Raw genomic sequence first — 12,851 nt, 5'->3', positions numbered from 1 at the left:
GACTAAGCACGACGACTCAATTGCACAAGCCTAATTTTTACAACCTCTTCATAAAGCCTTTCGAGCTGAGTAATATTCCCACTTAAGGTATAGCGCTCTAGAACCCTTGCCCTAGCTTTGTGACCAAGCAAAGTAGTCCAGTCTCTGTGGTCACGCAATAGGGGCAATAGGGTTTTCAGTTGGGATGTCACCCCATGGGTATTGAGAATTACTCCAGCACCATCCTCTAACACTTCCCCATCAGCTCCAGCATCTGTGGCTACACAAGCCACACCACAAGCCATGGCTTCCAGTAATGATAAGGACAGCCCTTCCAATAGAGAAGGTAAAATAAACACATCCGCTGCTCGCAAAATCTCAATCCGTTGTTGTTCGGAAGCCACAAATCCTAGCCAAATGATATTGTGTTCTTCCCCATAAAATGGTTTCAATGAAGCTAATAACGGTCCATCACCAGCAATCACTAGCTTGCTGGATTCACCGAGGTTACAGTGTTTCCAAGCTCGCAGCAGCGCTTCAACATTTTTTTCCGTAGCAATCCGACCTTGATAAACAAACAGGCGTTGCCCTTTGAACTCGGATGTAAACTCAGAGGTAAACTGGGAATATCCTGGAGAATATTTCTGGACATCCACCCCATTGGGAATCACTGCTAGCTTGTGATCAGGAACCCCAACCCGGATTAGGACATCCCGTTGGAGTTGAGAAAAGATAATCACTCGGTCGTAGTGGGCGAGAAACGGCGCATAAACTTGATAGGTCAGCAATTGGGTTCCCGATTGCAAATTGCGTCGTTTACCATCAAAGGGGGGATGGAAGGTCGCCACTAAGGGTAAATTGAGTTCGGTACAGATTTCCGGTAACAGGAAGTCTAAAGGAGATAAAGTTAAGGAAGCATGGACGAGATCAGGTTTGAGCTCCTGTAGCGATCGCTTCAAAACCTTACTGGCGGTTAGGGTTGGAATGGTATACATCTGAGACTTGTACAAGCAAGGCAGTGGTACCTCCTGACAACCCCACCAAGTCCGGTCCTCTTCTTCTTGGGCAAAGTGGAGGAAACTGACCTGGTAGCCCCGGTCGAGCAGAGCATTGGTCACTTCTCGATTGTAGGTGACGTTACCACAAAAAGGGGATTTTTTTCCGAGCCAGGCGATATGCATTCCGGTTGGTAGTTTAATCTCTATTTATGACGTTTATTGAAATTATTTAATCCTTTACCGGAAATATACCAGTTTAAGAACCCACCTAAGAACACAAGTGCTGCTAAACCTAGAAATACAGGTTGTAAACCCAACCAAGTTTCTGCGATCCCCGCTAGGGCTAATGGTAAACTCAAGGCGATATTAATAGCATTGTTTTGTAGTCCGAAAACTTTGCCCCGCATGTCTTCTGGTGTTTCTGCCTGGATGGTAGTCTGCATCGGGATACCGACCAAAGCCCCAAACCCCCCCAATACCATTGTCATCAGTAACGCCAGCCAGAGATTGTTAGTGAATAGGGACAAACCTACTAAGGCTACTCCCATACCCACAGAACCAGACAGACTTAAATTTACATGGGAGGTTTCATCAAACCAGTTTCCTAGGATTGCTGCACTAATCGCCATCCCAATCCCACCGGCTGCTAACAAGAAGCCAAACTGGGAAGCTGTGATCCCAGGGAGGTTTTCCGCGAGTCTTACCGCCAGAACCGCTAAAGCAGCAAAAACGGAAAACAGAATAACTTGTTGAATCATAGCATTGCGCACACGCCGATGGTGTTGTACGTAACGCAGACCATCGGAAATGTCCGCCCATACATGAGGTTGCTCAGCGTTAGACTTTGCCCGATTTTCACCAGTTCTCAGTAACAACAACACTAATCCTGCGATCGCATAAGACCCTCCTACCAAAACTTCTTTCCCCAAGTAAACCCCGAAATTTAGCTGAGCTCCCAACCTATCCGCTAAGGCTAACAACGGTTCACCCACAGCAAAACCAATGATTAAGGAAGCCATCATGGTTGTAGTATATAGGGAGTTGGCCGACAGTAGGTGCTGCGATTTCACAATCAAGGGAATTACCGCTTGTTCTGCTGGGGCAAAAAATTGGGTCAGGGTAGAGACTAGAAAGGTAATCACTAATAAGACATAAAAGCCTAGTGGCAGATTGGAGACTGATGTCGAGCCTTGAGTTAAAGACAACAACCCAGGCACTAACAACACCAGTGCCCCTCGCAACAGATTGGTTAGTACCAGCACATCTTTTTTTGACCACCGATCCACATAGACGCCAGCCAAGGAACCAAATAGAACTGCTGGGATGGTAAAGGCAATCATGATCGCTGATACCCAGCCACTGATAGTTTGATCAGCATCTTGAAAGCGACTGGTTATCAAGGCAATCATTAACACCAGATAAACCTTGTCTGCTAACTGAGAGAAGACTTGACCACTCCATAGGGCTAAGAAGTTGGAATTTTTTAGAACTGGTATAAATCCTTTATCCGGTGATGAATCCAGTTCCTGATCGCTTAGCTCATCACTGCTCGATGAGGGTTTTGCCACCAAATCAGACTTGGTGAAATCAGACTTGGGGTCTGGGGAGTGTTTTTGATTTTTTCCAGTCTCCGATGATTGCATTCTGGCTTTTCTGGGTTAGGCTTTTTTATTACCAGTAACAACTTTTTTCAATAGTCATTATTTAGTATTAATTAACAGACCACAACGAATCTACTAAAGCCGCTGAGCGAATTGAGCGACCAAAGTGATACTGAGCGTAGTCTCGTAAAATTCGCTCCAGCTTCACCCAGAGTGAATCTACAGACTCAGCCGCCTTCCACCCTCCTAATGGGTCTTTTAATAGTGTAGTCAGCTGAGGTAATTCAGCAGCTGCCAGTTGTTGAAGCAGGGTTAACTCCAGAGCATTCAGCTGATGATTTACTCGTGGAGGAGGGGGTAGGATGACATCAGTATCAGGGTTGCCAGTGGTTTGAGTCAAGCTTTTTGCTTTATTCGGAATAGTTTGATTGGGTAAATGCTTCCTATTGGACTCATGACTGACTAAACTAATAGTTCCACCTGCTTCTACACTAAAACCAACCCGCCAATTCGGGTCAGTTAAATCTGGCCTTAAACTGTGTTGTGTGATACAACACAGTTGCACTTGAGGTGCTATTCCGGCCAGGGCAAGCAGGTGAAAGACACCATGGGACAAATGGGCTAACACTAAAGACAAGCCTGAGGGATTAGCAGTAATTTTAGGTAACTGCTCCAGACGCCGTAGATGTTCATTAAGTAGTTCGTAGAGTTCTTCCTGAGGCTGCTCACTCAAAGCATGACAGAGAACTAATTCTGCCAGATACTGGCTAGCTGCCAGTTTACTGAGCTCCTGACTCAATCCTGGGTAGGATTCTGTAGTTTCTGCTTGGATAATTTTATCTAGGGATCGCCCTTTTGCCAGCAGTAGTTGATTGACCACAAACAAACCACTCCTACCACCTAACTTCGATTTCTGCTTCCTTGCCCCTGGTGCCACTACCCGAATCAGACCCAACTCCCTAGTTAAAATTGTCACCAACCTGTCCGCTTCCCCCAGCGGTATACTTTTCAGATTAATTCCAGTGGCTTTGTAGGTTTGACTCATTAGTCATTATTACTTGCTAATTTTTAAGTTTAATTTTTAATTCTTAATTTTTAATTCTTAATTCTTAATTCTTAATTCTTAATTTTTTTTTATTTTTTATTTTTTATTTTTTATTTTTTATTCTTAATTCTTAATTCTTAATTCTTAATTTCCAGGTTATCCCGTTGTCGCAGCAAGTCAGGACCACGGGAGGTGCCTAGCCTGGTTGCTCCAGCAACGACTAAATCGAACGCTTGCTGGATGGTTCGGATACCTCCTGATGCCTTGATTCCAACTTGTCCCTTAGTCACTTTTTTCAAAAATCGGACATCATCAACTGTGGCACCACCATTCCAGCCAGTGCTGGTTTTGATAAATTGCGCCCCAGCATCCATACATATTTCCGCAGCAAGACGTTTTTCCGTATCACTCAGCAGAGTAGTTTCCAAGATGACTTTGACGGTTTTACCCGTTTCTTCACAGATTTGGGCAATTTCTTGGTAAAGTTCCTCTGTTTTGCCCGCTTTCAAGCCACCGAGGTGAATCATTACATCTAGCTCTGTCGCTCCATTTTCCACTGCCTCTTGGGCTTCGTAAAGCTTAGCAGTGGGGGTTGTGGCACCAATAGGAAAACCAATTACAGTACAAACCTTTGGTACTCTACTGTGGAGGAGTTCAGCCGCTTGTTTGACGTAAACTGGCGGGACACACACTGTAGCAAACTTATATTGGTCTGCCTCTTGACACCATTTTTCCACCTGCTCTGGTGTAGCCATGGGAATAAGCAGGGCATGGTCGATTAGGGGAGCAATATCAATGTCTGGATAGTCTATATCCATCGCTAGGCTTTATTTGAGACTCCTATATCATTATTTATCAAAATTTATCAAAAAATTAAGATACTTAAGGAAAAATCAACCAACGCACAACTCTAACAGTTAACCGTCAAGCGCCAACCCTTAACCGTCAGATCACCCAGGTCAAACCCATACAGTTTCAGAAGAGTAATATTCAGGTAGACTTTAACTGTCCTATAGCCCTTGTTCACCATGGCAATTGATGTAGACCCAACTGCAAGCCTGATGGAACATTTCGGAGACTTAGATGATCCAAGAATTGAACATTTGGTGGAACATCGCTTGCTCGATATTCTAGCTGTAACAATTTGCGCTGTGATTTGTCTGGCCGAGAGTTGGGTAGATATTGAAAATTATGGTTTAGCCAAGCAACAGTTGTTGGAGGGCGTCTCTTGGGTTACCCAACGGCATTGCCTCCCATGACACAATTGCAAGAGTTTTTGTCCGACTTGAGCCACAACAATTGCAGCAGTGTTTTCTCAATTGGATTCAGGCAGTTGCCCAACTAAGCTGCGGTAGTGTAATAGCAATGGAATGGAAAAACCCTGCGCCATTCCGATGATACAGGTATTGACACTCCCCGCCGAAGGAAGAACGGGGATTCTTGGATCTACGACTCGTCTTGCGTGGGCCTGGCCGGAACCAGGTTTAGTAGAGGACAAATCTCCCCAAGGGTTTAGATCATAGATAATGGTTTCGGTGTGCCCCACCGTACCTTTTTTATTTGTATTTTGGGACAGATACTTTTTTATCTAAGTTTTTCATAGACGTTGTAGTCGTTAGACCAAATTACGCAATACGTATCTCATACATATTTTTTACGTTGTCTACTTATGATTAGATAGTACCTATCTGACAAAAAGTTTATTGCTTATGGTTTTATTCTATCACATAATCATGAAAAGCCGTCCGTTGAAGTTACCGTAAGACAGGGTCGCCTTTATGGTTGGCAGGCTATGCATATAAGGGTTAAAACTTTTTGATTAAGGCTCCACTGTCTAAGGTTTCGTCTCCTAGAAGGACGGGGCTTTATACCCAAAATTTTTGGTAACCTTGGAGCCATTCATATGGTGAGTGCCTGGGAAGGGCATTGTAGAGGCGGGAGTTTTTTTTCGAGTGCGTTCCTATGGTTTTGAGTGGCATCGCGCATCGCGCGAACGCTGGCTCCCACTCAGCTTTTTTAATCCCTCAATTATCCATCTGATAGACAGTTTGACAAAACACTCACCACCTTTTGTCAGTCAGGTTTTTTAACTAGACTGTTCATATCTAAAATTATTTAATAAAAATCGCTGTTCGCTATCATCTTACATCGAGGGTAACGCCATTTGTTTAAGTAGATCTATACTGACTATGAAACAGCCCTGCAGCCTAGGGGTATAATGCGGGCAGAACAGTGAGAAAAAAATCCGACCCGAAAACCACAGAAAAGAGGGATGGTATTATGGCAAATCTCGGTAGGCAAAAAGTCTTATCAAGGAAAGTACCAAACATCGGTCAGAAAAAGAGCATGTTTGAGGGAGGTAAATTTCCCGAGCCCAGTCAAAATGTAACAGCCACCTCAGCAACAACCGACTTATCCGACTACCGTCAACCACTGTCAGGGGAAATGATTGCCAAAGTAATGCGATCGCTGTCTACCTCAAATTCTCAATCCCTAGCAAACTATATAACAGATCAGCACTTACAACCACCAAAGCCTCAGGAAAATGACCTTGATGGGCAAGGACTTGATCCGATCCCCACTCAGCAAGTACAACTGAAAGCTGATCCACTGCAGCGATCGCCTCAACCACAGGAGCAATTACAGCAAGACCCAGCCACCGAAACCCCATCGGCATCGGTGGGGGATCCCGTGCTCCAAAGGAAAGGGGAAATGACAGGCGATCCCCAAGACAGATCTTCTCAGGAGCAGCGCCCCAACCTAACCGGCTTGCCCGATCGCCTCAAAACAGGCATTGAAAACCTCTCTGGCTACTCGTCCGACTACCGTCAACCACTGTCAGGGGAAATGATTGCCAAAGTAATGCGATCGCTCTCTACCTCAAACTCTAAATCCCTAGCAAACTATATAACAGATAAGCAGTTACAAGCACCAAAGCCTCAGGAAAATGACCTTGATGGGCAAGGACTTGATCCGATCCCCACTCAGCAAGTACAACTGAAAGCTGATCCACTGCAGCGATCGCCTCAACCACAGGAGCAATTACAGCAAGACCCAGCCACCGAAACCCCATCGTCATCCGTGGGGGATCCCGTGCTCCAAGGGAAAGGGGAAATGACAGGGGATCCCCAAGACACATCTTCTGAGCAGCAGCGCCCCAACCTAACTGGCTTGCCCGATCGCCTCAAAACAGGCATTGAAAACCTCTCTGGCTACTCGATGGATGATGTAAGGGTGCATTACAACTCGGATAAACCGGGACAATTGCAAGCCCATGCTTATGCCCAAGGGACGGATATTCATGTGGCTTCGGGGCAGGAGAAGCATTTGCCCCATGAGGCATGGCATGTTGTTCAGCAGAAACAGGGCCGAGTGCAACCGACATACCAGTACAAAGGGGCGGTCATAAATGACCAGGCTGATTTGGAAAAAGAAGCGGATTTAATGGGACTAACTGCTCAGAATTACTCTAAGCAAAATGCTCCAAGAAAGAACCCAGAACAATCTGTATCCAACCCCGACGTATACCAATTAACGGGCTATGGTGCAGCAAGACTGGGAGTAGGTTTTTTGATGGGGCTAGGGGCATTATTACAATATGGGTTAAGTTATGGGTTAAGTGCATATCGAGCTCGAAAACGGATAGAAAGCTTTAAAAGGAGTATGTCAAATTCCGGTTTTGTGGATAATGCTCAAAAAAGGGAAAATGACTTTGTCTTAGCCGCCTTGGAAGAAGGATTATCGAAAGAAGCAGCTATACGATTATATGGAAAGAGCGGGGCAGATGCAAAAGACCCCGTCACGGGATTTGATGTAGCTAGTGATAGAAAACCATCCGTAGGAAATGCGATAGAATTTGTCAAAGGTGACCCTCAGACGAGGAGTGCTTTTTACGTTGAGGTAGACATAAGAAACTTAGGAGGACTGAACAGTGTTTTAGGGCATAATGGTGCCGATCAGGTATACAATAAACTGGCCACGATCTGCGACGAACATGTACAAGAGTTGAAGACAGGAAAAGTCCAGGTGGCTAGATTTAGGCATGGGGGGGATGAGTTTAGTTTTTTGGTAGTAGCGTCAGACCGTTCAGTGGGAATAGATAATGTTGAAAATTCACTTAATAATGCGCAATCAGAAATTCAAAAATATGTTGAAGAAACATCTATAGGCGAACTCAACAATAACCCAGAACTCTACGAACAAAAAGGCTACAAAGAAACTGATAAGCTGGCCATTATTGAGCACCCGAAACATCAGGGAGATAAGAACTATAATGGGACTGGAATTGCCTTCGGAGTCAGCCTGATAATGGGTAAAGATTCAATTGATAGCGTTCTAACAGCGGCCGATCAGAAGGTAGAATTAAGCAAGAAATAACTGGTTAAAAAATAGTGATTTGAGCACCCGAAACATTGAACATACCCTAGCCAAATCACTACATCTTTACCAGTAGCAGAAAGAAATAGTAAACCGTATCAGAGGAACAAACCATGTCAACTGAAGAGAGATTAAGAAGGTTAGGACTAGAGCATTTAAAAGACAAACCGGAAGAATTACAGAAGGAACTAGAAAGACGATTGCTAGAAAGACAAAAACAGGAGGAGGAATGGCTATCCACGCAGAGAAAGCAACCCGACGACATAGATCAACCAGGAAACCTTACAGAAACAGAAGATCAAACAACCCAAGAGGCTCATGAGCAGACACAGAGCGACGGTTGACGGGATAGCGGATCAAGGAGAGTTGTTGCAGAGCAACCTGCTGTAGAACAAAACCTTTCAGTGGGATCTCTGATCAAGGTTGGTGCGTATGGGGAAGGGAAACGCACCAACCCATCCCTAAACCAGTCGATATCAAACCAGCTGATAATTTTTTTCCACTCTTTGAGATTGAGATGTTGATTTAATTTCATCTCTCGACCTTAGCTGTTTACTCTTTTGTTACTAGGAATCTAACAAAGCTGCTTGTTAGATTCCTAGTAAGGCTAACAAAGCTGCTTGTTAGCCAGTCAGCTCAAAAACTTATCCGTTGCTTCGAGCAAAGCACTGCGGATACCTGGTTCTGCCATGGAATGACCGGCATCAGGTACCACAATCAACTCAGCTTCTGGCCAAGCCCGATGTAATTCCCAAGCTGATACCATCGGACATACCACATCATAGCGTCCCTGGACAATCACCCCAGGGATAGATTTAATCCGATTTATATTCTTCAGTAACTGGTCTTCTGGTTCAAAAAAGCCTTGATTGACAAAATAATGACACTCAATTCTGGCAAAGGCATCAGCAAATTCACCCTCACCAAACTTTTGGATTAGGGTTGGGTCTTGAAAGAGTTTACTAGTACTTGCCTCCCAAATTGACCAAGCCCGAGCTGCTGAATTGCGGGTTTGAGGATCCGGACTGGTCAACCGTCGATAGTAAGCAGAAATAAGATCATGGCGTTCTGCTTCTGGAATCGGCTTGATATAGTCTTCCCAAGCATCAGGAAAAATATAGCTTGTTCCCTCCTGATAGAACCAACGAATTTCCTTTTGCCTGAGCATAAAAATGCCCCGCAAGATCAGTCCTAGACAGCGTTCAGGATGGGTTTGACTATAGGCTAAAGACAGAGTACTACCCCAACTACCGCCAAAAACTACCCACTGCTCAATACCCAGTTTTACTCGCAGTTTTTCGATATCACTAACTAAATCCCAGGTAGTGTTCTGCTCAAGTTCAGCATGGGGGATACTTTTACCACAACCCCGTTGGTCAAACATCACAATTCGCCATTTCTGTGGGTCAAAGTATTGCCGATAAACCGGTTGGCTACCACCTCCTGGTCCTCCGTGTAACACCACTACTGGCTGACCTTGTGGGTTACCAGACTCTTCAAAATAAATCGTGTGTAGGTTAGAAACTGTTAGGGTTTGCTGGTTGTAAGGTTCGATGGGGGGATAGAGTTCTCGCATGGTTGTGCCTTGGGGTTACAGTTACGATTACATAAAGTACATACAAAAGCAATGATCTCCAAACCTCTATGGTGAAAGTAATATGCTAGTAATCTGGCTTAGCTGACTGTCACCTGTTCACACTCAACCGTCAAACGTCAACCGTCAACCATCAAATGATCAAAGAGTTTCTCAAGCGGAACAAATCCCTTCATCGCAGGGTTAAGCTCTATAAGCGTAGACAGCGCATTATTCGAGATCAGCCAAGGTGGGATTTAGTCTTGAAAGGGTCTCTAAACCAATGGCAAAATGCCCTAAAGGCTGCCCAAACTGGCTCTAAGATTCTGGTAGCTACTAGTGTGGGTGGTGAAATCCATTCCATCACTTTAGAAAGTCTACTAGCAGTGGGGTTAACCCTCAGGGGTGCTCAAGTTCACATTTTGCTCTGTGATGGTATTTTACCGGCTTGTTTTTGGTGTGATGTCAGTTTTTACCCCAAACAGGACTTGTTTGTAAACCATGGTCCTAAACGTGACTTGTGTAACGACTGCTTTCCCCTAGCCGATCGGATCTATAAGCCCCTAGGATTGACTATCCATCGCTACAGTCATTTTCTCACACAGACAGATTACCAACAGGCCAAGGAGATAGCTAGTAGTCTAACCATTGCTGAGATTGAAAAGTACACCCTAAATGGGGTAGCTGTGGGGGAACACGCTTTAGCGGGAGCTCTGCGATTTTATGCTCGTGCTTCTCTGGAAGGGGAACCCAATGCTGAGCCGATTCTCAAGCGTTACTTCCAAGCAGCAATCCTGACCACTTGGGCAACCCGTCGGCTGCTGCAAACCGTTAAGGTTGATTGTGCTGTATTTAACCATGGCATTTATGTTCCTCAGGGGTTGACTGGTGAAGTAGCCCGTCAGGAAGGGGTGCGGGTGGTCAACTGGAATCCTGCTTATCGCAAACAGTGCTTTATCTTTAGTCACCATCAAACCTATCATCACCAGCTGATGTGGGAGCCAGTCAGTAATTGGGAAACTATACCGTGGACTTCCCAGATGGAACAGAAGTTGATGGACTATTTGAAAAGTCGGTGGCAAGGAACTCAGGATTGGATTTGGTTCCATGAAAGTCCTCAGTTTGACCTGACCAAAATTACTGATGCGGTAGGAGTAGACTTTTCTCGTCCTTGTATTGGGTTACTGACTAATGTGATGTGGGATGCTCAACTCCATTACCCAGTTAATGCTTTTCCGAATATGCTGGAATGGGTATTGACAACTATTCGCTATTTTGCTAAGCGACCAGAGTTACAATTGTTAATTCGGATTCACCCAGCGGAAATTCGAGGAACTTTGCGATCGCGTCAACCCTTGTTTGAGGAAATTCGTCAGGTTTTCCCCACTCTGCCTCCAAATGTGTTTGTGATTCCCCCAGAAAGTCCCGTTAGCACCTATGCTGCTATCCTCCAATGTAATGCTGCCCTGATCTATGGCACTAAAATGGGCGTAGAATTAACTAGCATGGGTATACCTGTAATCGTTGCAGGAGAAGCCTGGATTCGTAATAAAGGCATCACTATGGATGCGAGTTCTGTAGAGGAGTATGTTCAGTATTTAGATCAGTTACCCCTAGGGGATGGCTTACCTGAAGCAATCATCAAACGAGCAAGGAAGTATGCCTATCACTTTTTCTTCCGCCGCATGATTCCTCTAGAGATGACCACCGAAGCTAGTAATCCATCGGAATTTAAACTTCAGGTATCTGATGTCAATGAATTAATTCCTGGTAAAAGTAAAGGGTTAGATGTTATTTGTGACGGCATCTTGACCGGAACAGAGTTTATATATACTAATTAGTTAATTACCAAGTACAAATTATAATTCTACTTGGTAATTAACTAATGATTACACTATGATCAAAATTGCTGTTGATGCTACACCAATCCGCCATAGGTTAAGTGGCATTGGGATGTATGCCTTAAATTTAATTCAGGCACTCCATAAGCTACAAGGTCAGGAAGACTTTCAGTTAAGTGTCGCCTATCAACCAAGTGTAAGAAAATGGTTATCTCGTGATTGGTCATTTCTGGAATTGCTAACTAGGCATTTAGAGATTAAGAATATAGAGATTAAAACTATACCGTTACCGGTTACAATCTCTAGTTTACTAGCCACTGTACCTAATCCCATTTTACCTTATTGTGAGCAATACTTAGGTAATCCTGATATCGTCCATGGTACTGACCATGTGGTTTATCCCTGTCGAAAAAGCTTGCGGGTTATGACGATTCATGACCTAACCTTTATTAAATATCCTCAGTATGTTAACTCAATTGTTAAAAGCTATACTGCTCGGGTAAAACAATGTTTACGGTGGACTAATTTAGTGATTACTGTTTCCCAGTCTACTAAACAAGATATCGTCAATTACTTAGGAGTGAATCCTGACAACATCCAAGTTATTCCTCAAGCTAGCCGTTACTCTACCCTAGATTTACCGAATACACTAGATTTACCGAATACCAAGGTGGAGTCTTTGCTGAAATCGGTTAATTACGACTTCGCCCAACCCTATATTTTATTTGTGAGTACTCTTGAGCCCAGGAAAAATATTAATACTCTGATTGCAGCATTTAATTATTTAAAGCAACGGCATCAAATTGAGCATCAGTTAGTACTGATTGGGCAAAAAGGATGGTCTTATGAATCTATTTTTGCAGCTATTGCTAGCTCCCCTTGGAAACACCATATTCATCATCTGGGCTACTTATCGAATCAACTAGTAGCCTGGTTTTACTCAAATGCAGATGTTTTTGTGTATCCTTCCTACTATGAAGGGTTTGGTCTGCCTGTTTTGGAAGCGATGACTTTGGGTGCCCCTGTGATTACCTCTAATACTTCATCCCTGCCTGAAGTAGCGGGAGATGCCGCAATTTTAATTGACCCTAATCAGTCAATTGAATTAGCAGATGCTATGGTCAAGGTGATCAGTAATTCTTCGTTGCGGGAGGAATTGATTAGAAAGGGTAAGGAAAGAGCGATGCTATTCTCTTGGGAGAGAACGGCAAGGGAAACTCTAGCAGCCTATAAATTTTTGCTAGGAAAGGGAAGAGGGGGAGGAGTAATTGAGGGATTGAGCATTCTAGATAATTAGTGGGATTATTCATTAAACCATTAATCAGCAGGGTAATCCCATTGAATTTGGTATAAATTGTACTTGACAAAAGAAATAAAGAGTAGAAGGAAACTTTCCGACAATCAAGGCTGTGTTGACACAACTGACGAAGCTGGGGG

The 12,851-nt window shown here is 44.1% G+C and carries 11 protein-coding genes; 6 read left to right on the top strand and 5 right to left on the bottom strand.

What is annotated here, in order from left to right; translation table 11 throughout:
- Positions 1–2: 2 nt before the first annotated feature.
- The 4 genes from F6J90_RS39740 to deoC all read right to left on the bottom strand — a co-directional run bounded on the left by F6J90_RS39740 (position 3) and on the right by deoC (position 4,441).
- Positions 3–1,160, bottom strand: a complete 1,158-nt coding sequence (locus tag F6J90_RS39740) for a glycosyltransferase family 4 protein (protein ID WP_293107329.1) — start codon at positions 1,158–1,160, stop codon at positions 3–5.
- A gap of 20 nt (positions 1,161–1,180) precedes the next feature.
- Positions 1,181–2,620 carry an MFS transporter gene (locus F6J90_RS39735; protein WP_293107327.1) on the bottom strand — a complete coding sequence of 480 codons (1,440 nt, stop codon included), beginning with the start codon at positions 2,618–2,620 and terminating at the stop codon, positions 1,181–1,183.
- A gap of 67 nt (positions 2,621–2,687) precedes the next feature.
- Positions 2,688–3,623 (bottom strand): DNA repair protein RecO, encoded by a 936-nt coding sequence (gene recO / locus F6J90_RS39730; protein ID WP_293107324.1) that lies wholly within the window; start codon positions 3,621–3,623, stop codon positions 2,688–2,690.
- A gap of 137 nt (positions 3,624–3,760) precedes the next feature.
- The gene (gene deoC, locus F6J90_RS39725; protein ID WP_293107322.1) at positions 3,761–4,441 is read right to left on the bottom strand and encodes a deoxyribose-phosphate aldolase; all 681 of its coding nucleotides are present in this window, start codon (positions 4,439–4,441) and stop codon (positions 3,761–3,763) included.
- Positions 4,442–4,651: 210 nt separating this feature from the next.
- On the opposite strand from deoC, the gene F6J90_RS39720 reads away from it, so the two are divergent.
- From F6J90_RS39720 to F6J90_RS39710, 4 genes are all read left to right on the top strand, one after another.
- Positions 4,652–4,882, top strand: a complete 231-nt coding sequence (locus F6J90_RS39720) for a transposase family protein (RefSeq protein ID WP_293107320.1) — start codon at positions 4,652–4,654, stop codon at positions 4,880–4,882.
- Positions 4,869–5,021 carry a transposase family protein gene (locus F6J90_RS43945; protein WP_366514008.1) on the top strand — a complete coding sequence of 51 codons (153 nt, stop codon included), beginning with the start codon at positions 4,869–4,871 and terminating at the stop codon, positions 5,019–5,021. Before F6J90_RS39720 ends, F6J90_RS43945 begins: the two co-directional genes overlap by 14 nt.
- An 834-nt stretch (positions 5,022–5,855) precedes the next feature.
- Positions 5,856–8,000 carry a DUF4157 domain-containing protein gene (locus F6J90_RS39715; RefSeq protein ID WP_293107318.1) on the top strand — a complete coding sequence of 715 codons (2,145 nt, stop codon included), beginning with the start codon at positions 5,856–5,858 and terminating at the stop codon, positions 7,998–8,000.
- A 113-nt stretch (positions 8,001–8,113) separates the two neighbouring features.
- A complete protein-coding gene (locus F6J90_RS39710; RefSeq protein ID WP_293107315.1) occupies positions 8,114–8,344 on the top strand; it encodes a hypothetical protein in 231 nt (76 codons plus the stop codon).
- Positions 8,345–8,631: 287 nt separating this feature from the next.
- On the opposite strand, the gene pip is transcribed toward F6J90_RS39710, so the two are convergent.
- Positions 8,632–9,576, bottom strand: coding sequence for a prolyl aminopeptidase (gene pip / locus F6J90_RS39705; RefSeq protein WP_293107314.1), 945 nt, complete (start codon positions 9,574–9,576; stop codon positions 8,632–8,634).
- Positions 9,577–9,731: 155 nt separating this feature from the next.
- Here pip and F6J90_RS39700 point away from each other — a divergent pair, with 155 nt between their 5' ends.
- Complete coding sequence (locus F6J90_RS39700; protein WP_293107312.1) at positions 9,732–11,414, top strand: capsule biosynthesis protein; 1,683 nt, start codon at positions 9,732–9,734, stop codon at positions 11,412–11,414.
- Between the two features lie 55 nt (positions 11,415–11,469).
- On the top strand, positions 11,470–12,711 hold the full coding sequence (locus F6J90_RS39695; RefSeq protein WP_293107309.1) for a glycosyltransferase family 1 protein: 1,242 nt from the start codon (positions 11,470–11,472) through the stop codon (positions 12,709–12,711).
- Positions 12,712–12,851: the final 140 nt, after the last annotated feature.

It is taken from the genome of Moorena sp. SIOASIH (assembly GCF_010671925.1).
Taxonomy (GTDB): domain Bacteria; phylum Cyanobacteriota; class Cyanobacteriia; order Cyanobacteriales; family Coleofasciculaceae; genus Moorena.
The sequence above is the reverse complement of the archived record's forward strand: the minus strand, read 5'-3'. Positions and strand labels throughout refer to the sequence as shown.

Coding starts and splice junctions, on each gene's coding strand:
- F6J90_RS39740 (WP_293107329.1), bottom strand. CDS start 1,160: ATGCATATCGCCTGGCTCGGAAAAAAATCCCCTTTTTGTGGTAACGTC.
- F6J90_RS39735 (WP_293107327.1), bottom strand. CDS start 2,620: ATGCAATCATCGGAGACTGGAAAAAATCAAAAACACTCCCCAGACCCC.
- recO (WP_293107324.1), bottom strand. CDS start 3,623: ATGAGTCAAACCTACAAAGCCACTGGAATTAATCTGAAAAGTATACCG.
- deoC (WP_293107322.1), bottom strand. CDS start 4,441: ATGGATATAGACTATCCAGACATTGATATTGCTCCCCTAATCGACCAT.
- F6J90_RS39720 (WP_293107320.1), top strand. CDS start 4,652: ATGGCAATTGATGTAGACCCAACTGCAAGCCTGATGGAACATTTCGGA.
- F6J90_RS39710 (WP_293107315.1), top strand. CDS start 8,114: ATGTCAACTGAAGAGAGATTAAGAAGGTTAGGACTAGAGCATTTAAAA.
- pip (WP_293107314.1), bottom strand. CDS start 9,576: ATGCGAGAACTCTATCCCCCCATCGAACCTTACAACCAGCAAACCCTA.
- F6J90_RS39700 (WP_293107312.1), top strand. CDS start 9,732: ATGATCAAAGAGTTTCTCAAGCGGAACAAATCCCTTCATCGCAGGGTT.
- F6J90_RS39695 (WP_293107309.1), top strand. CDS start 11,470: ATGATCAAAATTGCTGTTGATGCTACACCAATCCGCCATAGGTTAAGT.